Genomic DNA, 20,145 nt, shown 5'->3' with positions numbered 1-20,145 from the left:
AGTAAAACTAAAATGAAGAATACCTTATTTACCATACTTACGTTTCTAATATGTGCAAGTTCTGCCATAGCTCAGGTAGAATTTTCGGCACAAGCCAGAAATGCTGTACTGGTTGGAGAAAAATTCCAACTGGTGTACTCTCTTAATGAAGAAGGTAGCGACCTAATGCTTGCCCCATTAAATGATTTTAATGTGTTAATGGGTCCTAGTGTTACATCTAGCTCGAGCACACAAATAATGAACGGTAAGGTTACCCGAAGTAAACAGTATACATATACCTACATACTAAAAGGTACCAAACCTGGTAAATACACTATTCAGCCAGCAAAAATTACGGTTGATGGTAAAAAGTATACCAGTAATGCTGTTACTATAGAAGTAGTAAAGGATGAAGGTGCCAGACAGAAACAAGAGCAGCAAAATGGTGGACAATCGAGCAACGGATTCTCTAAAGATGACTTATTTATACGTGTTGCCTATAACAAATCGAGCATTTACCAAGGCGAACCTTTGGTATTAACTACCAAGATTTATACGCGTATTAATCTTGATAACATATCAGATATAAAGCATCCTGATTTCAGGAATTTTATTGTTCAGGATATTGAAAAGAGCGGAAATATTGAGTGGAACTACGAAACCATCAACAACAAACAGTATAATGTTGGTGTATTAGAGCAGAAAGTTCTTTATGCACAACGAACCGGGGAGCAAGTAATTGACCCTATGGAGATTGAATTCCTGATTAAGCAAAGAGTGAACCGAAGATCAACCAGTATCTTTGATGATTTCTTTAATGAAAGCTACCGAACTATTAAAAAACGTGTTAAGTCAAAACCTATTAAAGTTAATGTAAAGCCTTACCCTTCGGGTAAGCCGGCTAATTTTAATGGCACAGTAGGTAAATTTAACATGAAGGTTACTACCTCTCAAAACCAAGTAAAGGTAGATGATGGTATTACCATTAAGGTTGAAGTAAGCGGAACAGGGAATCACAAATTAATGTCGGCACCGAAATTAAAGGTACCAACCGACTTTGATAGCTTTGATGCAACGGTAAGCAATAATCTTAGGAATACCGTTTCGGGTATGAAAGGTAGTAAAACCTATGAATACCTCATTATTCCGCGCTTTGGTGGTACGTTTACGATAGATCCTATTGAGTTTACTTACTTCGACCCTTCGGCTAAGAGTTACAAAACCATTACCTCGAAACCAATAGTAATTGAGGTAGAAAAAGGAGAAAGTAACGGAAGCAATAATAACAACGGTGGCTACGTACCGGGAAGTGTTAATAGAGAAGATGTAAAATTTGTTGGAAAAGACATTAGATATATAAAAACAGGAAAAACAGTATTGAAGCCTGTTGGAACTTTTATATTCGGGTCAACACCATTTATCTTAGGTTATATCATTCCTATTTTATTGCTGATAATTGCTTTACTGCTGAACAGAAAAAGAATGCACGAAAATGCGAATGTTCACCTAGTGAAAAATAAGCAAGCCAACAAAATGGCTACCAAAAGACTTAAAAAAGCTTCGGCATATTTGAAAGAAGGCAATAATGAGGCGTTCTATGATGAGATATTAAAAGCAAATTATGCCTACTTAAGCGATAAGTTATTTTTACCGGTTAGTGAACTAAGCAAGGATAAGGCAGCCACTCTCCTATCAGAAAAAGGTGTAAAAACTGAAACCATTGGAGAATTAACTGAAGTGCTAGATACTTGCGAATTTGCACGTTTTTCTCCTTCAGCAGGAGAAAGTCAGGAAATGGACAAATTGTATAAAAAAGCCATTTCTACCATTAGTAATATTGATGATCAGGTTAAAAAGTAAAAAGAGGTAAACATGAAGCTGGCATGGCCAGAGCAAATTATTAGGCACTCCAGAAGCATACTGGTAATTTGCATTGGTTATATAGGTTTTGACAAATTATAAATAGATGAAAAAGTTACTTATATATATAATATGTTCGTGGATGTTTTTGCCGCTTTGGGCTGAGGACACACGCTTTGAACAAGGAAATGATTTATACAGCCAAGGTCAGTTTGAAGAGGCTATTGAGAGCTATAAAAGTATATTAGAAACTAATATTGAAAGTGCAGAGTTGTACTTTAACATGGCTAATGCCTATTACAAAATTGGCAAATTACCCGAGTCGATATTAAACTACGAGCGCGCTTTATTGCTCAAACCACATGATAAGGATATTATTTACAACCGCGATTTAGCTGCTACGCAGATTACAGATAAGATTGAAACTGTGGGTGAGTTCTTTTTGGTATCCTGGTTTAAATCGTTCCGCGATTCATCTAAATCGGATACATGGGCAATTATTTCGGTATGTTGCTTTATTGTTGCCATATTTTTAGCTGCGTTATTTTTCTTATCGAAGAAAAGCATCGTGAAGCAAATATCGTTTTATGGGGGTATTGTTTTATTGGTAGTATGTTTTGCCACATTTAACTTTAGTGGTGCTCAAAAACGTACTTTAACACACAGAAATACTGCCATTGTATTTTCACCTTCAGCTACTGTTAAAAGCTCGCCTTCGGCTCAGGGAACTGAATTATTTGTGCTGCATGAAGGAACCAAAGTAAAGGTACTTGAAACCATTGGCGAATGGAATAGAATTGAAATTAGCGATGGTAGTGATGGTTGGTTACCTACAAATGCTATTGTTGTAATTTAAACGATATATATTAAATATACGAAGCGAGTGGATTTTATTATTCACTCGCTTTTTTTATGCAATTTTTACTTCACTAAAAACATGGCTACCGGATTGTTTATGCAGATTGGCTTAGGGATAGAAACGGCATCCTTTGTGAGCCCATTATGGCGAAACAAAGATATAGTGTATAGCCCGCCCCGCAGGGAAGCCCCTAATTATTAAAGCAAAAAAAAACGGCTGAGCATAAAACCCAACCGCTATTGTTATTTGGAAAATCAATAAGGTGCTAATAGCAAAAACATCATTAAATGATGTATTTGGTATAATTAAAATCGCAAACCTAAACCTATTTGGAAACTGTTGTTTTTAATTCCGTTGTTGATTTCAGTTAAACCCCAGTGATAACGTGCATCAATAGTCATGAAAAGCACTTTAAATCCACCACCTACAAAGGCGTTAGTATCGTACCAACTTGATGAACTATCAAATGGATTGTTTTTCTCGTTTAACTTTACATTAAAAGCCGCTCCACCTAAGGCATATAAAGGACCTACTTTTGCTTTAATGGCTAATGGCGCCCCTAAATAATTTATTTTGTAGTCTTGATTTTCAATGCTTGCTTCGCTCTGCGAATACTGCAAACCTGAGTGAAAAAATAGAAATGGTAATAATTTAGTATCCTTGTAAGCATTTACGTAGAATGAATTACCAGAGCTTCCTAGCTTGTTGCCATCAACAGACATTACACTGTTTTGATAACCCATGCGGAGTCCGATATTATTATCACTTGCTTGCGCGTTTAGTACCACTACAAATAATGCTAGTACTCCTAAAAATTTTTTAATCATGTTAAGTGTATATGTAATTAGTAAATATAAAATCTGATCATTATGTTATCTAATTCGGACTTGATGTAACAAATGTTATACCATAATTTATAGTTTGTATAACCCCTAAAACGGGCTAGTTGAACTTATTATAATTTGGCCAACATAAGCTACTGTGAAATAACATAATAGATGAATAGAAGAATGTATCCTTTTTATTAATGAAACTCCCTTACAATTATTTACTACTTTTGCAGCAAATTTTTTTGTTATGATTAATCTTGAAGATACTGTGGTTGCTGTTTCTACAGCACAAGGAATGGGTGCTATTGCTGTTATTCGCTTAACAGGAAAGCAGAGTATTGCTATTTGCGATAGCGTTTTTAAATCAATCAAAAAAGGTAAAAGATTAATTGATCAGGCTGCTAACACTGTTCATTTTGGATCGTTAGTTGATGACGAAACCGAATTAGACGAGGTTTTAATCACAGTATTTAAAGGACCGCACTCATTCACTGGCGAAGATACGGCCGAGGTAGCATGCCATGGTGCACCATATATACAACAAAAGGTATTAGAACTATTTATAAAGAATGGAGCCAAACTAGCCGCACCAGGCGAATTTACCCAACGTGCCTTTTTAAATGGCAAAATGGATTTATCGCAAGCGGAGGCTGTGGCCGATTTAATAGCCAGCCGAAGCGAAGCGGCACGCAGAGTGGCCATGCAGCAAATGAAGGGTGGTTTCTCGCAAGAGTTAACGCACCTACGCGAACGCCTACTAAATTTTATATCGCTAGTAGAACTAGAACTTGATTTTAGCGAGGAAGATGTGGAGTTTGCCGACAGACAACAACTGGTTGGCTTGGTAAACGAAATTGAAACCTTATTATCCAAACTAATCAATTCGTTTCAATTGGGTAATGCCATTAAAAATGGTATTCCGGTTGCTATTGTTGGGCATACCAACGCGGGTAAGTCTACCCTACTCAATACTATTTTACAGGAGGATAGAGCCATTGTTTCGGACATACACGGTACCACACGAGATGTAATTGAGGATACCATTAATATACAAGGCATTACTTTTAGGTTTATTGATACGGCTGGTATACGTAAAACTACAGACGAGATTGAAACCATTGGTATTGATCGTACTTTTAGTAAAATTGAGAGTGCTACCATAGTTATTTTAATGCTGGATATTAACGATCCTTCAGAAAAGATACACGAGGCCATTGCGGATGTAAAGGCGAAAATGAATGAAGATCAGAAGTTAATTGTAGCTATTAATAAGGTGGATTTACTTTCGGAGGAAGAGATTAAGGAACGCTACAATAAATCGACCTATCAAGAATTATCGGGTACGGATGCTATTGTTACCTTATCGGCCAAGCAACAAACGGGCATTGAAGCTTTATCGGAAGAGCTAATTAAAACAGTTAATCTTAAGGCGGTAGATAACGACGAAGTGATTGTGACTAACGCTCGCCATTATGAAGCTTTACAACGTTCGCATGAGTCTATTTCGCGTGTTGCGGATGGTTTACAATCAGGCATATCAGGCGACTTTTTAGCACAGGATATAAGAGAGGTATTGAGCCACTTGGCTGAGATTACTGGTGGTGAGATACAAACTGACGAGGTGCTGGGTAATATCTTTAAGAACTTTTGTATTGGAAAGTAAGCCATATAATGAAAGCGTATAATTGACATATAATCCATTAAGTAGTTATCCCCTCTAACAATCTTTTTAAAAGAAGGTAGCCAAATACATAATTGTAGTTTTATTTTTGCTTAGGAAGTCAATACTATGGACATAAATTGTTCTTTCATAGTTAAGGAATGAGCTTATCATTTTTTTGTATAGCCCCTAAAGGCAGAGATTGTTTGATAGTACCCATATCCAATAAAAATGCGCCTTATAGAATCGAATAGGTAAAAATCATCACTTACTTCGTAATTTTCAATAAGGTCGTAATTATGTGTTGGATTCATAAATCTGACTATGTTGCCTAATGTAAAAAAGTTCGTTTTAACTGTGTCATCAACAAATAGATTAGCAAGCAAAAAGAAAACCAAACCAGACCCAATTGTAAATGCTAGCCCCCAGTCCCAGCGAGTGCCATATTTATTTGAGAACCAATTAAAAATATTAATAACCCTATGGCTAATATTCTTGAATGGTGTGAAGTTTAGCTCTTCTGTATAGGCCTTCATTTCTAGCTTATAAAACTCCTGAGAATAGATTCTATTATTTTGATTTAAAGCTTGATTCTTTAATATTCTGAAAGTTTCACGTTTGCTTTGTACTCAAATATTACATCCATTCTTTGAGAGCACGTTATAGTGCCCATAAACCAAGCTCTATACATAAATATCCACAAGATATGCCTTGTGGGTTTTAGTGTCATACTTAGTAAAGAGACAGGACTAATTTCTTAATTCCAATAAGCCTTACGCTTTCACTTTATTCTCCTTTTGGTAATACTTACATAAATCTTGCAAGCCACATTTGGCGCACTTAGGTGTACGTGCCAAACACACATATCTGCCATGAAGTATTAACCAATGGTGTGCAATGGCCAATAATTCTTCTGGGAAGAATTTCACCAATTGTTTTTCTGTATCAAGTGGAGTTTTAGAGTTTGTTGTTAAACCAATACGCGCCGACACCCTAAATACATGCGTATCTACTGCCATAGCAGGTTTATCGAAAATAACACTTGTTACCACATTAGCAGTTTTACGTCCTACCCCAGGCATTTTTTGTAGATCCTTGATATCTTCAGGTACCACATTTCCAAAATCGTTGTACAGCATTTTTGCCATACCAACCAAGTGTTTGCTTTTATTATTTGGGTAACTTATCGATCGTATATAATCAAATACCTCAGCTGGTTCGGCCTCCGATAATTCTTTAGCAGATGGATAACGTTTAAACAAATCTGGGGTAACCATATTTACACGCTTATCTGTGCATTGTGCTGATAGTATTACTGCTACTAACAACTCATATGGATTTGTATAATCAAGCTCAGTTTCTGCAATAGGCATGTTAATTTTAAACCATTCTATTACTTTATCAAAACGCTCCTTTTTAGTCATGTTATTTTTTTTAAGTAATTAGACCGAAGGTTAAAGGCTAAAGTGACTCTTTCTCTTCTGCCTTTAATCTTCTGTCTATATTATTACAAACTGGCTAACTTTAAGCCAATAAAAATTGTTCTTGGTCTAGATGGGCCATAAATATAACCACTATCTCTGTTTTTACCGGTGTCGAAATCGTTTTGGTATTGGTTAAAAATATTCTGAACACCACCAAATACCTCTATACTGATACCTTTTTCGAGCCAATCCCAATCGTACGATACTTTAATATTATTCTCAAAAAAGCTACTCGTTTTTACCAACTCATCCATTTCTGGAGTTCCAGCATCTCCTGGCACTCCATAATGAGGCACTAACATTGAACCTGTATAAACGCCCGATAAAGCAGCTTTAATTCTGTTACGCGGAGTATATGTTAAAGTATAATAACCGTATTGCTCAGGAGTTCTTAAGTAATCTGTAGTACCTGGGTAATCTTCGCTCCAAAAAACCTCCGAATCGTATTTACTAGTTTGTAATGTTAAACCTCCCTCTAGTTGAACTCTTCTATTGTAATTGGCTCTTAACTCAAATGTTCCACCTTGAACTGTAGATCCATCACCATTTCTTTTTTCAAGGATGGAATTTCCATTGGAATCCGTTCCTGCTTCCTCTAGAATAAAGGCATCGTCTAAACGTGTATAAAATCCTTCAAGAGTAAATCCTAATATGAATTGCTCTGTTGGGTAATCATAATTAACAGATACCGATGTACTTTGCGAACGTTCTTCTTTCAGATTATCAGCTAAAACTACGCGCTGTATTCCTCCTCCTGCAAAGGCAATATGAAGGTCTGAATCAAAAGCTTGTGGTGGTCTGAAACCTGTACTCCAACTGGCTCGCATTTGCCAGTTATTCTTTTTGTACAATCCAGAAACTCTAGGGCTCCAAATTAGATTATCAACCAAGTTATGCTGATCGCCACGAACCCCGGTTAGTAGTGTAAACGACTTTGTTATTGCCCAATCACTTTGCAAATAAGCACCCGTATTATTAGTGGTTTGATCAACTAAATAATCATAAGCATCAATTTCATCCTTTACATCATCGTAATTATGCTCCATGCCGAAGGTTAAGTTGTTTTTTCCTCCTAAGAAATTAGAGAGCATATGATTCATTTGAATACCTCCAATATAGGTTTGATTAGCCGTTACGCCATAAGGCGGATTTTTAAAATGCTCGTCGTAAGCAGGCTGATCATCCTCATCGGGCATTATACCCGTATAATGATCTCTATCTGTATTCTGTCCTGCAAAAAAAGCAGCGAACGACGATAGATTATTATTAAAGTTAAAGCTATAATCTACTCCACCTATTAATACATTGTGGGTTCTTTCTTCACTCTGATCGGCTAAAAATGCAGGCCCCTCCTCTTTATTCCCGCCATAGCGGTACTCGTACATTGAAGAAAGGTTGTATTCTATTTTATGATTAGGTGCTGGAAGAATAAATCCGTTTAAACCAAACGAATTATTTTTAAGATGAGCCATCTCGCTATAGCCATCATCATTATGATCGTAGGAATCTCGATTACGATGGGTCGCAAAAATACTTAAACCTGCATTCCTCCTATCTGTAACCACACTAGCATTGGCCGTAATTTGCCGATCGGCAGCAGAACCATTTATTACACCATAATTAGTTGATGCTGAAAAAGTATTTTTATTAGGCACTTTCGTTATAACATTTACAGTACCTCCAATTGCTCCTGCCCCATAAAGTGCCGAAGCGCCCCCACGAACAACTTCGATACGCTCAATCATATTGGCCGGAATTTGCTCTAAACCATACAATCCGGTTAAAGGACTAAAAACAGGTCGGCTATTAATTAGTATTTGAGAATAGCCTCCGCCCAAACCGTTCATACGAAGCTGTGTATAATTACAAGTTTGGCAATCGGTTTCTAATCGCAAACCGGGCTGAAAAGACAAACCCTCTGATAATGTAGAAGCCTGAATTAACTCCAAGGTTTTTCCTTCAAGGACATTTACAATTACTGGCGATTCTGTTTTGCGCTTAAAGGTTTTTGTACCGGTAATAACCACATCGTCAATGGTCATTACCTCCTCAACCAATTCAAAATTTAATTCGATGGCTTTTCCGGCCTCTATATTTACTTTCTTCTCAACAGGTTTAAAGCCCATAATATTGGCCACAATGGTTTGATCGCCTAATGGCAAATCAATTAACATATAGTGACCCGACATATCTGTTGCTGTTCCCTTGGTGGTACCTTTAACATATACACTTACCATGGGAAGATGATCTCCGTTTGACTGGACATCGCCAAATATATTGGCATCTGTTTTTTGAGCACTTATACTAAAGCAAAGGCTCAAGAAAACAATTGAGAGTTTAAAAACTTTATTCATAATTTTAGGTGTGAGATCTTTTATAAAAACAACAATAAACTTAGGGCCATAACTGCCATTCCGGCAACTAAACCATATATAGATAAATGATGTTCGCCATATTTTTGAGCGGCTGGTAATAACTCATCCAAACTAATAAATACCATTATACCGGCAACACCAGCAAAAATAATCCCGAACATGGCAGGAGTTAAAAACGGCATTAAGATGAGATAACCTACAATGGCACCAATTGGTTCGGCTAAACCCGATAAAAAACTCAATTTAAATGCTTTCTTTTTACTTCCTGTAGCAAAATATATAGGTACAGAAACGGCAATACCCTCTGGGATGTTGTGAATAGCTATGGCAACGGCAATGGCTATACCTAAATTAGGATCAGTTAAGGCTGCCGTAAAAGTTGCTAAACCTTCTGGGAAATTATGGATACCAATAGCCAATGCGGTAAACATACCCATGCGCATTAAATGCCTTTTCTTATTTGGAGAAGCGTCATTCATATCCTCAATACTTTCCATTTCATGAGGATTTTCAGCCGATGGAATAAACTTATCTATCAAGGCAATTAATAAAATACCTCCAAAAAATGCAGCCACGGTCACCCAAGTTCCCATCACCTCATCGTATTGTTCTATTAAACTATCCTTGGCTTTTTCTAAAATTTCAACAAACGAAACATAAATCATTACCCCTGCCGAAAAACCGAGGGAAATGGATAAAAACTTGGTATTGGTTTGTTTGGCAAAAAAGGCCATGGCACTTCCGATACCGGTGGCTAAACCTGCAAACAAGGTTAAACCAAATGCCATTAATAGGTTTGAAAATTCAATTTCTTCTATATTCATAATTAGGTGTTTCTTTATTTCTTAGTACATATCATTCGCCTTTGTATGGGTAAGGGAATGGCAAATCTTTTTTCATTTTTTTCAACTTCTATAGATTCATCAAGTTTAAAACACTTCGTAATTTTTAGCGTTTGGTTAGGCTCTATATCGTAATGCGTAAAAAAGTCATTTAAATCGCCCGAACCATAAATTAACCTCAATACAGTGCATTCATCGCCTTCGCTTAACTCATTTAGTCTAAGGGCATTTTCGTGCACCTTTACCGTTCCATCATCTTTTGGTATGGGGTCGCCATGCGGATCGAAATCAGGACATCCAAGGAATTCATCAATACACTTGGTGAGCTTATCGGATGTTTGATGCTCAAGCAACTCTGCTTCCTGGTGAACTTCTTTTAAATCTAAATCCAATACTTTGTGTAAAAACAACTCCCATAAGCGATGCCTTCTAAGCACTCGTATGGCCACCTTTTCACCTTCCTTGGTTAATACCATTGCCTTATAAGGAGCATAATCTATATAACCTTTTGCAGCTAGCTTCTTGGCCATATCTGTAACGGCAGGAGTAGAAATTGACAAACGTTCAGACAAATTGGTTGCCGATGTTTTTTTCTTCTCATCATACCTTAAGGTATAGAGCGTTTTAAGAAAATTTTCTACAGACACTGAATTCATAACTTCATTTTACTTCAACACAAAGTTAAGTATACTTATCTTTTGCACCAAAGTCTTTATAGATTAATTATAAATAGTTGGCAAAATATTTTATTTTTGCTGTATAAAACATGGGTTTTAAACACTCACCATAAGATGATATCATTAACTATGCGATTTATTAAAATCATTTTCTTCATATACGTATTCTTAATAAGCACCAACTTATTATCTCAATCAAACACCTACAACACTTCTATCCCAAATAAAGGAGAAGGCTTAAATGCCTTTTTAATTCGAAATAATTTAAATCCGACAGAGCATAAAGCTGAATTTATAGAGCTAAACAAAAAGAACTTAGGCAAAAAAAACTCACTCAGAAAAGATGTAGCTTATAAGTTACCCAATACAGAAAAGTGGATTGAAGAACCACTATTTGGTAAAGATCGTTCTAAATTTAAATTAGACTCAAACATACTGAAAGGCACTGTATTTCATTTAGTGAGTGGACATGGAGGGCCAGACCCTGGTGCTCTTGGAAAATATGGCGATAAAACATTAGCTGAAGATGAATATGCCTATGATATTACCTTACGTCTGGCTAAGCGCTTGATGGAGAATGGCGCGAAAGTGAATATGATTATTCAAGATGAAAATGATGGCATACGTGATGAATCATTCTTAAGAATGAGCGATGATGAAACCTGTATGGGAGCCACGATTCCTCTTGATCAGATGAAACGATTAAAGCAACGCACAGAAGCGGTAAACAAATTATATGCGCAAAACAAGCCTGCCTATCAAAGATGTGTAGTTATACATGTTGACTCGAGAAGTACTGGAAAATCAATAGATGTATTTTTTTACCATGCACCCAAAAGCAAGTCGGGCAAAAAAGCAGCAGAAGAAATAAGAAGCGTATTTAATACTAAATACAATAAACATCAACCTTCAAGAGGATACTCTGGAGTTGTTAAAGATCGCAACCTTTATGTGTTAAGAAAAACAATTCCGACAGCAGTATTTGTTGAATTAGGAAACATCCGTAACTTCAGCGATCAGCAGAGGTTTATTTTGCAAGATAACAGACAGGCATTGGCCAACTGGATGTACGAAGGCCTTTTAAATGATTTCAAAAAACATAAATAAGCAGTAAATATATGAAACCAACTTTATTAGTATTAGCAGCAGGAATGGGAAGTCGCTATGGTGGCTTAAAACAACTTGATACATTAGGACCAAATGGTGAGTCAATTATCGATTATTCAATTTATGATGCTATTGAGGCAGGTTTCTCAAAAGTAGTATTTGTAATCAGAGAATCTTTCGCTGATCAGTTTAAAGATCGTTTTGAGCCACATTTAAAGGGTAAAATAGAAACTGAATATGTGTATCAAGAATTAGATAAATTACCTGAAGGTTACAGCATCCCTGAAGGACGCGAGAAACCTTGGGGTACAGGACATGCTATGCTAATGGCAAAAGATGCCATCAAAGGTCCTTTCGCTATCATTAATGCAGATGACTTTTACGGTAGAGAGGCTTATCAAACAGCAGTTGATTTTGCCAACAATAGTGTTGTTGAAAATGAATATGCAATGATTGGATACGCCCTTGACAATACACTTTCTGAACACGGAACCGTTTCAAGAGGGGTTTGTGATACCGATGCGCAGGATAATTTGGTAAACATTGTTGAGCGCACCAAAATTGGCTACTTAAACAATAAAGTAGTTTTTTACGAAGGTGAAGAAACTACTGAACTTACAGGTAAGGAACCAGTATCGATGAATTTCTGGGTTTTTAAGGCTAACTTTTTTGAAGCCTTGGAAAAAGGTTTTGTTGATTTCTTAAAAGAAAAAGGAACCGAATTAAAATCGGAATTCTACTTTAATGCATTAGTTGATACAATGATTAAAGAAGACAAAGCTACTACAAAAGTTCTTTCAAGTGATGCCAAATGGTTTGGGGTTACGTATCAAGAGGACAAACCTATTGTTCAAGAAAGTCTTCAAAAGCTAATTGATGCTGGCATTTACCCTAGTAAATTGTGGGAGTAAAAATAGTTTGTTAAATTATAAAAGGCTCCTACTACAGGAGCCTTTATTGTTTCACTTTAACTGATAAGATATGACATTGCCTAGCAAAGTATTACAATTTTGCCCCAAATGTGGGTCTAACAAATTCATTGCACAAGATGAAAAATCATTCAAATGCGATGATTGCCAGTTTCATTTCTTTGTGAATAGTGCTGCAGCAGTGGCGGCAATTATTGAGAACAGCAAAGGTGAGGTGATGCTAACCGTGAGGGCTTTTGCACCTAACAAAGGTATGCTTGATTTGCCAGGCGGTTTTGTTGATCCTAACGAAGGATTAGAGCATGCATTGAAACGAGAGCTGCATGAAGAGTTAAATATGGAAGTAGATTCGCTAAAATATATTGGCTCATTTCCTAATCAGTATGTATTCTCTGAATATACTGTATTTACTACCGATGTAGGTTTTCATTGCCAAGTAAGCGGATGGAATAAAATGCACATACAAGATGACATAAGCGATATCACTTTTGTAAGCAAAGAAACAATCAATTGGGATTCAATAGCTTCTACCTCAATCAAAAATATTATTCGAAGTTATTGGGGACTTCCTACTGAATAACTATTTATCACAAACGCCTACATTATCTTTATAAATTGATTAATAAATCCGCTTTTTTTAGCAATTTTGTAATCGAATTATTTTAACACCATAAAACCATTGGAACATAATGAATCCGCAAGCACAAGAATTAAACGAAATTTTATTATCTCAAAACTCAGTTGTATTTGATTTACTGTCAGAAAAAGGAAAAAACATATTCTTCCCAAAAAAAGGAATCCTAGGACAATCTGCTGAAGCTAAAGGAACTCGTATTAATGCTACTATTGGTGCTGCCATTGAAGATGATGGAAGTCCGATGCGTTTAGAGTCTATTGCCGAAAAAATAAACTTGTCTCCAAATGCTGCATTTCCTTATGCACCAAGTTTTGGTCGCCCTGATTTAAGAGCGAAATGGCAAGAAATGATTTATGATAAAAATCCAAAACTTAAAGGTCAGAAATTAAGTTCTCCTGTTGTAACCAGTGCATTGACTCATGGTATTAGCATGGCGGGATACCTATTCTTAAACGAAGGAGAAGAAGTGATTGTACCAAACCTATTTTGGGGTAACTACAACCTTGCTTTAACCAATGCTTACGGAGCACAGCTAAAGAAATTTAACATATTTAAAAATGGTGGTTTTGATGTGGAAGCATTGAAAGCAACTTTAATGGAGCCTGGAGAGAAAAAAGTTTTAATCTTAAACTTTCCGAATAATCCAACAGGTTACACGCCTACTTTTGAAGAAATGGAAGCTATTGCAACTGTTATAAAAGAAGCTGCTGAAGCAGGCAAAAAGATTGTTGCCATAACTGACGATGCTTATTTCGGATTAGTATTTGAAGATGGTATTGCCAAAGAATCGATTTTTGCTTATTTATCAGATCTTCATGAAAATGTATTGGCCCTAAAAATTGACGGAGCTACTAAAGAAGATTATGTTTGGGGATTTCGTGTTGGTTTTATTACCTATGCCATAAAAGGTGGAACTACAGAGCTATACCAGGCTTTAGAAAATAAAACTGGTGGAGCCGTTCGTGGTAACATATCAAACTCATCAAACTTAAGCCAATCCTTGTTATTACAAGCTTTTGAATCGAGCAATTACGGGGAGCAGAAACAAGCTAAGTTTGAAATTATGCAAACCCGATATACGGCCATTAAGGAAGTATTAAAAGATGATAAGTATGGCAATTACTTTACTTCGCTTCCGTATAATTCAGGCTACTTTATGTGCGTACAGTTAAAAGAGGGATTAGATGGCGAAGTCATTAGAGATATCCTTATCAATAAATATAGCATTGGTATTATCAATTTAAATAATGTATTTAGAGTTGCTTTTTCTGCAATGGCAGCAGGCGATGCTAAAGAATTATTTGAAGGTATTTATAATGCTTGTAAAGATTTTGAAAATCAATAATTCTGAGATTATCGATCACAATATAATAGAGCTGTCTCATTTGAGACGGCTTTTTTTATACGTTTATTTTAGAGGCTGGCCCAAATCCGAGCTAAGGAACTTCCGGGGGCATCAATTTTTAAATCTAAGAAATACCCAAACGGAGTTTGAGCTACAGAATAATCAGCATTCTCTAATCGAGTTTGAGCAGCATCAAATAACTCTTTGGTAAATGATGCACTTGCTTTTGATTCTGACAAATGAGCAAATGAATGCAATACAATGTTTTTTGTATTATTCTTTCTCGAAGTCCATTTAATATGATTCACTAACTTTTTCTCCCTACTCTTTAAATCTTTTTCCTCATCACTTTCTTCCACCTGAATAAATGCCAATATCGAATCCTCAAAGCTTTCCCCAGGGTTTGGTTCTGGGGCATCTTCTAGGTTCTTTTCTTTTGGCTGATAACTAAAGGAGTTTACATACAATACTAAAACTTTCATAGGCTATCTTAATAGAGTGCGCAATTTAGTATTATACATTTTAAAATAAGAGTAAGCTTAGAGCTCAAATGCAAATTAATGTTAAAATTGGAAATAATTATCTGTAGGGGTTGACATCGATATATTAAGGTTGTAATTTGCTTGTAGTTAAAAAAAGCTCTCCATAGTCCCCAATATAGGAACATTCAAAATGTGTGTGAGGTTTAGGTTAGTTTTTTAGAATGTTTCTTGTGCCTGTCTACTCTCTCAGACAGGCTTCTTTTTTTAACTTATAAAAAAAGAAGCCAATCGAAATGTCGATTGGCTTTTTTGATTTCTATAGTTTAGGAATCAATTATACATTAAATCTAAAATGCATAATATCTCCATCCTGAACGATATATTCTTTACCTTCAATATTCATTTTACCAGCTTCTTTACAAGCAAGCTCCGATTTTAACTCAACGTAATCAGAATATTTGATTACCTCAGCTCTAATGAATCCTTTTTCAAAATCAGTATGGATTACACCTGCAGCTTGCGGTGCTGTTGCACCTTTATTGTAGGTCCATGCTCTAACTTCTTTAACACCTGCAGTAAAATAAGTTTCTAAGTCAAGTAGATTGTAAGCTGAACGAATTAATTTAGCTACACCAGATTCTTTTAAACCTAAATCTTCCAAAAACTCCTGACGCTCTTCAAAAGTATCTAATTCAGCAATATCAGCTTCTGTTTGGGCTGCAATTACTAAAACTTCTGCATCCTCATCGGCCACAGCTGCCTTAACTGCTTCGACGTGTGCATTTCCATCAACAACTGAATTCTCGTCAACATTACAAACATACATTACTGGCTTGTTAGTAAGTAACCAAAGTTCGTTAGCCACTTTCTCCTGTGCCTCTGTTAACTCAACAGTACGTGCTGATTTCCCTTGCTCTAGGGCTTCTTTGTATAATGTTAAAACCTCAACCAATCGCTTTAATTCAGGATCTTTAGATGCAGTAGCAGCTTTTGCATTTTTAGCCAAACGTGCTTCTACAGTCTCTAAATCTTTAATTTGAAGCTCAAGATCAATTACTTCTTTATCTCTTACCGGATTAATAGAGCCATCAACATGAGTGATATTATCATCATCAAAACAACGTAAAACGTGAATAATAGCATCGGTCTCCCTAATGTTAGAAAGGAATTTATTTCCTAAACCTTCTCCCTTACTCGCTCCTTTAACCAAACCTGCAATATCAACAATCTCAACTGTTGCTGGTAAAACACGCTCTGGTTTCACTAATTCCTCAAGTTTAATTAACCTGTTATCTGGTACGGTAATTACACCTACATTCGGTTCAATTGTACAGAATGGGAAGTTTGCCGACTGCGCTTTTGCGTTTGATAAACAATTAAATAAGGTTGATTTTCCCACATTTGGTAAACCAACAATTCCACATTGTAATGCCATAATAATTTTATATCAGTATCTTATATTCTTTCTAAAATCGCTGCAAAAGTACACTAATAGTTTAGAAAGTTCAAAAGTTATACTGATTTTACTTACTCCTTACTGATGTTTAAAGTGCAAATAGATAAGCAGATCATCATTAACTTGGGTCTAATTGTCAAAATTCTGTTGATTCATCTTTCTGTTTATGGTAAATTACGAACTAATGCAGCAATTAATTGTTTTGTTTTAAGAAAATAAGCCATAAAGCCCTTTTACCCTATAGAGTCGCTAAAAAGTTAAATTATAGTATAATACCTCTTTATATGAAAAAAGAAATCGCACTCATCATAGCCATAATCATAACAACATGTGTGTATTCACAAGAAAGACTATTTAAGGTTAACTCGTCTGACTCAATACAAGGTGAGCCTCGCATTAGCGCATGGTTTGGAGCTAATATGAAAATGAATGGCTACTACAATATAAAAGGTGGTCTCCAGGAATATGACACCTTTAACCTTGGAAACATTGATGTTAATGGTAATGATGACCGACAAAACATTGGAGTAGATTTATACCAAACACAGATCCGTTTAGATGCTGCTTATATGCACCCAGAGCTAGGTAAGATTAGAGCACATGTAGAATGGGATTTTTGGGGCGGTAATGGGCAAATGCGACTCAGAAAAGCTTATGTAATGACCAATCATTGGCAAATTGGGCAAGATTGGGAGAATTTTGGAGATCAGAATGTATGGCCCAATGTTCTTGATTTTGATGGACCTCCATCGGGTGTATGGGCTCGCTTACCATTTCTGAAATACTTTAACGACTTTAAAAATAAAAAGTGGAAATATGAATTGGCTTTACAGGCTCCGCTCGTAAACTATAACGAATACCCTAACATTAGCCCATCCATAGAAAGCACCTATCAAAACTTACCTGAAGGTGTTGCTGCCGTTAAGCATGTGGGCAACTGGGGCCACATAAGACTTTCAACAATATTTAGAGGAATTAACTACCTCGAAGACCAAGAGGAGAAAAGAATATTAGGCTACGGAGCTTCCTTATCATCCATGATTGGAAATTTTGGTGAATCGAACTTTCAGTTTCAATATGCGATAGGTGAAGGAATATCAGCCTACCTTGTTTCTCACGGGGGAAGTGGCTTTGATGCTTATCCTAAAACAAGTGGATTTGAGCCAATACCCTCGCAAGGTGGATGGGCTGCTTATGAATATTACCTTACGCCCAAACTACATTTTAATGGAGTAATAGGATTTACTAAATTTCAGATTACGGATGTTACTGAATTTGAAGTTTCAGACCCAGAAAATAGCGCTATCAGTGTAACAGATGGTAATGCTACAGCAATGCATAATTATTATTTGATAAATGTATTATGGGATCCATACCCGAATTTTACCATTGGAGTTGAGTTTGACTTTGGTACCAAACGAATACAAACTGATGGGTTTGAAGATGGAGTAGCATTTAGTAATGATGATGCGCGTGATGCCTCAAGAGTAAGTTTTGGGTTTATGTATAACTTTTAATTGCTCTTAGCTTTTATTCTGTTATTTCAATATAGTTACCTTCAGGGTCGAGGATAATGCTCTCGTAATATCCATCGCCAGTTAAACGTGGCTCACCTTGTATAACAAAACCCTCACGACGAAGAACCTCGGTTAAATCATCCACCTTATCAACGCTACCTACCGAAATAGCCAAATGCGCAATACCATTGCTCATGCCTTTGGGTAAAGTATTTTCATGCACATTGTTTTGATGCATAATTTCAATACGCGCACCTTCGGGATACGATAAAAAATAAGAACTAAATCCCCTTCGGGTATTCTCATACTTAGCTCCGCATTCCATATTAAAGAATCGTGTATAGAACCGTCTCATTCCTTCAAGATCGTTTACCCAAATTGCTATATGATCAATTTTCATAGACATCTGCTATTTGTTATCATGAGATTAAATATAAAACAATCCGTTCTAATCTGCTAAAATTTGATCCATAACCCATGCAGTATGAGCACCTTCTTCCCCATTACAAGGATGCATTCCCAAATCCGATAACTGATCTCTCATGGCTTCTACATGATAGTGCTGAATATGTTTAGGATGTGCAATTTCATTTATTTCAGTATGCGAATCTGTAATTAATTGAAATGGCTTAAGCTGAAATATTGAGAATTCAATTCTGCCTTTACTCCCATAAATAGTAACCTCATCCTGCGCTTCCTTACTTCCAAAACACCAAGTACCAGAACCCACAACTCCATTGGGATGCAACCAAGATGCCGTTATATTATCTTTGGCACTATAAAATTTATATTTATTAATCGCAATTCCGTTTGCTGCAGTAATGTTGCCAAGTATGTAATTAAAGAAATCTAATCCATGACTGGCTAAATCATCAAAATAGCCACCAGGAGCTATCTTCGCATCTGTGCGCCAATTATAAGCTCCGCTTAAATCTGTGGCATTGGCAGGCTTACTAAACACCCACGAAATATGATTAGGTTCTCCAATCAATCCTTTATCAATCCACTCCTTAACTTTTAAAAACCTTGGTAATGTTCTGCGGTAGTAGGCTACAAACAAGGGGAGCTTTTTATCTGCAAAGGCTTTGGTGATTAACACACAATCGTTATATGATGGAGCCATTGGCTTTTCAATGCAGCAAATTTTACGCGCTTCAGCCACTTTTAAGGCATATAGCTTATGCGAATCGGGTGGCGTAGCAATATAAACCGCATCCACCTCAGCGTCATTTATCAAATCATCGGCATTGGTATAATACTTGGGAATCTTATGTCGTTTTGCATAGTCTGCGACTTTTTCCGGATTCCTTCGCATTACCGCCGAAATTGAAAAACCTTTGGTTTGCTGATAGGCTGGTCCGCTTTTTACTTCAGTAACATCGCCACAGCCAATAATACCCCATCTAATTACTTTGGTCATATCTATTTACTTTAACTGCTTCCCTAGTTTTTCAACTTTTAAAAGGTAGTTTTTAATCTTTTCAGGATTTGAGGTTTTAATTGGCGCAAAAGAAGTAATCTTTACTGGTTTAATTCCGCAAAACTCCAACACCCCTTTTTTCATGGCATTATGGCCAGGACTACGGTATATTAACTTGTAATACCACTTTGGCGTATCCATAGTAACTATTAAACGGGCCGTTTTGCCTTTAAGTAGCTTGTCCCAAAATACAGAATTATCGCGATAAGCAAAGGCGAATTTTGGCAAGAATACTCTATCTATAAATCCCTTAAGCAAAGCGGGCTGGGTTCCCCACCATGTAGGATATACAAATACCAGATGATCCGCTGCTGAAATCTTCTTTTGAATGTCCAATAGGTCTGGCTCAAGCTCTGTTCGTTTCCTGTAGCCATAGCGTAATATGGGATCGAAATCGAGATCAACCAGGTGAATTAGTTCGCAATTTGCACGCGCATAGTCAGCGCCCGTTTTATAGCTTTTCGCCAATTGATAACACAGGCTTTCTTTATCAGGATGACCATTGATGATTAGGATGTTTTTCATAGTATTCTATTCTTTTAAGGCAAAGCTTGAAGATATTGTATTATGATTTTGTGGGCAAATAAACCGCATTTTAAATGAAGCGGTATTATGCCTGTTGAAAT

19 protein-coding genes are annotated in these 20,145 nt (G+C 36.4%); 8 read left to right on the top strand and 11 right to left on the bottom strand.

Annotation, left to right across the window (positions count from 1 at the left end; translation table 11 throughout):
• The first annotated feature begins 12 nt into the window (after positions 1 to 12).
• Together A8B35_RS13455 and A8B35_RS13450 are read left to right on the top strand one after the other, a co-directional pair.
• Complete coding sequence (locus A8B35_RS13455; RefSeq protein WP_068473458.1) at positions 13 to 1,839, top strand: BatD family protein; 1,827 nt, start codon at positions 13 to 15, stop codon at positions 1,837 to 1,839.
• A 106-nt stretch (positions 1,840 to 1,945) separates the two neighbouring features.
• A complete protein-coding gene (locus A8B35_RS13450) occupies positions 1,946 to 2,695 on the top strand; it encodes a tetratricopeptide repeat protein (RefSeq protein ID WP_068473455.1) in 750 nt (249 codons plus the stop codon).
• A 308-nt stretch (positions 2,696 to 3,003) separates the two neighbouring features.
• Here the strand turns inward: A8B35_RS13450 and A8B35_RS13445 are convergent, their stop codons facing one another.
• Positions 3,004 to 3,525 carry an outer membrane beta-barrel protein gene (locus A8B35_RS13445; protein WP_068473452.1) on the bottom strand — a complete coding sequence of 174 codons (522 nt, stop codon included), beginning with the start codon at positions 3,523 to 3,525 and terminating at the stop codon, positions 3,004 to 3,006.
• Between the two features lie 250 nt (positions 3,526 to 3,775).
• On the opposite strand from A8B35_RS13445, the gene mnmE reads away from it, so the two are divergent.
• The gene (gene mnmE, locus A8B35_RS13440; RefSeq protein WP_068473449.1) at positions 3,776 to 5,191 is read left to right on the top strand and encodes a tRNA uridine-5-carboxymethylaminomethyl(34) synthesis GTPase MnmE; all 1,416 of its coding nucleotides are present in this window, start codon (positions 3,776 to 3,778) and stop codon (positions 5,189 to 5,191) included.
• Positions 5,192 to 5,358: 167 nt separating this feature from the next.
• On the opposite strand, the gene A8B35_RS13435 is transcribed toward mnmE, so the two are convergent.
• The 5 genes from A8B35_RS13435 to A8B35_RS13415 form a co-directional block, all read right to left on the bottom strand.
• Positions 5,359 to 5,724, bottom strand: coding sequence for a hypothetical protein (locus A8B35_RS13435; RefSeq protein ID WP_068473447.1), 366 nt, complete (start codon positions 5,722 to 5,724; stop codon positions 5,359 to 5,361).
• A 237-nt stretch (positions 5,725 to 5,961) separates the two neighbouring features.
• The gene (gene nth / locus A8B35_RS13430) at positions 5,962 to 6,612 is read right to left on the bottom strand and encodes an endonuclease III (protein WP_068473444.1); all 651 of its coding nucleotides are present in this window, start codon (positions 6,610 to 6,612) and stop codon (positions 5,962 to 5,964) included.
• An 83-nt stretch (positions 6,613 to 6,695) separates the two neighbouring features.
• Entirely contained in the window at positions 6,696 to 9,026 is a 2,331-nt protein-coding gene (locus A8B35_RS13425; RefSeq protein ID WP_068473441.1) for a TonB-dependent receptor, read from the bottom strand.
• A 20-nt stretch (positions 9,027 to 9,046) separates the two neighbouring features.
• Complete coding sequence (zupT, locus tag A8B35_RS13420) at positions 9,047 to 9,871, bottom strand: zinc transporter ZupT (RefSeq protein ID WP_068473438.1); 825 nt, start codon at positions 9,869 to 9,871, stop codon at positions 9,047 to 9,049.
• A 14-nt stretch (positions 9,872 to 9,885) separates the two neighbouring features.
• Positions 9,886 to 10,545: a metal-dependent transcriptional regulator gene (locus tag A8B35_RS13415; RefSeq protein ID WP_068473435.1), complete on the bottom strand. Its 660-nt coding sequence runs from the start codon at positions 10,543 to 10,545 to the stop codon at positions 9,886 to 9,888.
• A 135-nt stretch (positions 10,546 to 10,680) separates the two neighbouring features.
• Here A8B35_RS13415 and A8B35_RS13410 point away from each other — a divergent pair, with 135 nt between their 5' ends.
• From A8B35_RS13410 to A8B35_RS13395, 4 genes are all read left to right on the top strand, one after another.
• On the top strand, positions 10,681 to 11,673 hold the full coding sequence (locus A8B35_RS13410; RefSeq protein WP_222844154.1) for an N-acetylmuramoyl-L-alanine amidase family protein: 993 nt from the start codon (positions 10,681 to 10,683) through the stop codon (positions 11,671 to 11,673).
• An 11-nt stretch (positions 11,674 to 11,684) separates the two neighbouring features.
• Entirely contained in the window at positions 11,685 to 12,584 is a 900-nt protein-coding gene (locus A8B35_RS13405; RefSeq protein ID WP_068473432.1) for a nucleotidyltransferase family protein, read from the top strand.
• 70 nt (positions 12,585 to 12,654) lie between these two features.
• Positions 12,655 to 13,182 carry an NUDIX hydrolase gene (locus A8B35_RS13400; RefSeq protein WP_068473430.1) on the top strand — a complete coding sequence of 176 codons (528 nt, stop codon included), beginning with the start codon at positions 12,655 to 12,657 and terminating at the stop codon, positions 13,180 to 13,182.
• Between the two features lie 109 nt (positions 13,183 to 13,291).
• Positions 13,292 to 14,584, top strand: coding sequence for an aminotransferase class I/II-fold pyridoxal phosphate-dependent enzyme (locus A8B35_RS13395; RefSeq protein WP_068473427.1), 1,293 nt, complete (start codon positions 13,292 to 13,294; stop codon positions 14,582 to 14,584).
• Positions 14,585 to 14,652: 68 nt separating this feature from the next.
• On the opposite strand, the gene A8B35_RS13390 is transcribed toward A8B35_RS13395, so the two are convergent.
• Positions 14,653 to 15,066: a threonyl-tRNA synthetase editing domain-containing protein gene (locus A8B35_RS13390; protein WP_068473424.1), complete on the bottom strand. Its 414-nt coding sequence runs from the start codon at positions 15,064 to 15,066 to the stop codon at positions 14,653 to 14,655.
• A gap of 334 nt (positions 15,067 to 15,400) precedes the next feature.
• Positions 15,401 to 16,501 (bottom strand): redox-regulated ATPase YchF, encoded by a 1,101-nt coding sequence (gene ychF, locus A8B35_RS13385; RefSeq protein WP_068473422.1) that lies wholly within the window; start codon positions 16,499 to 16,501, stop codon positions 15,401 to 15,403.
• Positions 16,502 to 16,806: 305 nt separating this feature from the next.
• On the opposite strand from ychF, the gene A8B35_RS13380 reads away from it, so the two are divergent.
• Positions 16,807 to 18,039, top strand: coding sequence for a hypothetical protein (locus tag A8B35_RS13380; protein WP_068473419.1), 1,233 nt, complete (start codon positions 16,807 to 16,809; stop codon positions 18,037 to 18,039).
• A 13-nt stretch (positions 18,040 to 18,052) separates the two neighbouring features.
• Here A8B35_RS13380 and A8B35_RS13375 read toward each other — a convergent pair whose 3' ends face one another.
• The 3 genes from A8B35_RS13375 to A8B35_RS13365 are packed head-to-tail and all read right to left on the bottom strand — an operon-like array spanning position 18,053 to position 20,044.
• Positions 18,053 to 18,439: a VOC family protein gene (locus tag A8B35_RS13375; protein WP_068473417.1), complete on the bottom strand. Its 387-nt coding sequence runs from the start codon at positions 18,437 to 18,439 to the stop codon at positions 18,053 to 18,055.
• Positions 18,440 to 18,487: 48 nt separating this feature from the next.
• Entirely contained in the window at positions 18,488 to 19,459 is a 972-nt protein-coding gene (locus A8B35_RS13370; protein ID WP_068473414.1) for a Gfo/Idh/MocA family protein, read from the bottom strand.
• Between the two features lie 6 nt (positions 19,460 to 19,465).
• Positions 19,466 to 20,044 (bottom strand): NAD(P)H-dependent oxidoreductase, encoded by a 579-nt coding sequence (locus tag A8B35_RS13365; protein WP_068473412.1) that lies wholly within the window; start codon positions 20,042 to 20,044, stop codon positions 19,466 to 19,468.
• Positions 20,045 to 20,145 lie beyond the last annotated feature (101 nt).

This window comes from Saccharicrinis aurantiacus, assembly GCF_001660705.2.
In the GTDB taxonomy this organism is placed as follows: Bacteria; Bacteroidota; Bacteroidia; order Bacteroidales; family Marinilabiliaceae; genus Saccharicrinis; species Saccharicrinis aurantiacus.
The sequence above is the reverse complement of the archived record's forward strand: the minus strand, read 5'-3'. Positions and strand labels throughout refer to the sequence as shown.

What these genes read in the sequence shown, in the direction of transcription:
- A8B35_RS13455 (WP_068473458.1), top strand. Translation starts at nt 13, where the DNA reads ATGAAGAATACCTTATTTACCATACTTACGTTTCTAATATGTGCAAGT.
- nth (WP_068473444.1), bottom strand. Translation starts at nt 6,612, where the DNA reads ATGACTAAAAAGGAGCGTTTTGATAAAGTAATAGAATGGTTTAAAATT.
- A8B35_RS13415 (WP_068473435.1), bottom strand. Translation starts at nt 10,545, where the DNA reads ATGAATTCAGTGTCTGTAGAAAATTTTCTTAAAACGCTCTATACCTTA.
- mnmE (WP_068473449.1), top strand. Translation starts at nt 3,776, where the DNA reads ATGATTAATCTTGAAGATACTGTGGTTGCTGTTTCTACAGCACAAGGA.
- A8B35_RS13395 (WP_068473427.1), top strand. Translation starts at nt 13,292, where the DNA reads ATGAATCCGCAAGCACAAGAATTAAACGAAATTTTATTATCTCAAAAC.
- zupT (WP_068473438.1), bottom strand. Translation starts at nt 9,871, where the DNA reads ATGAATATAGAAGAAATTGAATTTTCAAACCTATTAATGGCATTTGGT.
- A8B35_RS13445 (WP_068473452.1), bottom strand. Translation starts at nt 3,525, where the DNA reads ATGATTAAAAAATTTTTAGGAGTACTAGCATTATTTGTAGTGGTACTA.
- A8B35_RS13380 (WP_068473419.1), top strand. Translation starts at nt 16,807, where the DNA reads ATGAAAAAAGAAATCGCACTCATCATAGCCATAATCATAACAACATGT.
- A8B35_RS13400 (WP_068473430.1), top strand. Translation starts at nt 12,655, where the DNA reads ATGACATTGCCTAGCAAAGTATTACAATTTTGCCCCAAATGTGGGTCT.
- A8B35_RS13405 (WP_068473432.1), top strand. Translation starts at nt 11,685, where the DNA reads ATGAAACCAACTTTATTAGTATTAGCAGCAGGAATGGGAAGTCGCTAT.
- A8B35_RS13375 (WP_068473417.1), bottom strand. Translation starts at nt 18,439, where the DNA reads ATGAAAATTGATCATATAGCAATTTGGGTAAACGATCTTGAAGGAATG.
- A8B35_RS13390 (WP_068473424.1), bottom strand. Translation starts at nt 15,066, where the DNA reads ATGAAAGTTTTAGTATTGTATGTAAACTCCTTTAGTTATCAGCCAAAA.
- A8B35_RS13450 (WP_068473455.1), top strand. Translation starts at nt 1,946, where the DNA reads ATGAAAAAGTTACTTATATATATAATATGTTCGTGGATGTTTTTGCCG.
- ychF (WP_068473422.1), bottom strand. Translation starts at nt 16,501, where the DNA reads ATGGCATTACAATGTGGAATTGTTGGTTTACCAAATGTGGGAAAATCA.
- A8B35_RS13435 (WP_068473447.1), bottom strand. Translation starts at nt 5,724, where the DNA reads ATGAAGGCCTATACAGAAGAGCTAAACTTCACACCATTCAAGAATATT.
- A8B35_RS13425 (WP_068473441.1), bottom strand. Translation starts at nt 9,026, where the DNA reads ATGAATAAAGTTTTTAAACTCTCAATTGTTTTCTTGAGCCTTTGCTTT.
- A8B35_RS13370 (WP_068473414.1), bottom strand. Translation starts at nt 19,459, where the DNA reads ATGACCAAAGTAATTAGATGGGGTATTATTGGCTGTGGCGATGTTACT.
- A8B35_RS13365 (WP_068473412.1), bottom strand. Translation starts at nt 20,044, where the DNA reads ATGAAAAACATCCTAATCATCAATGGTCATCCTGATAAAGAAAGCCTG.
- A8B35_RS13410 (WP_222844154.1), top strand. Translation starts at nt 10,681, where the DNA reads ATGATATCATTAACTATGCGATTTATTAAAATCATTTTCTTCATATAC.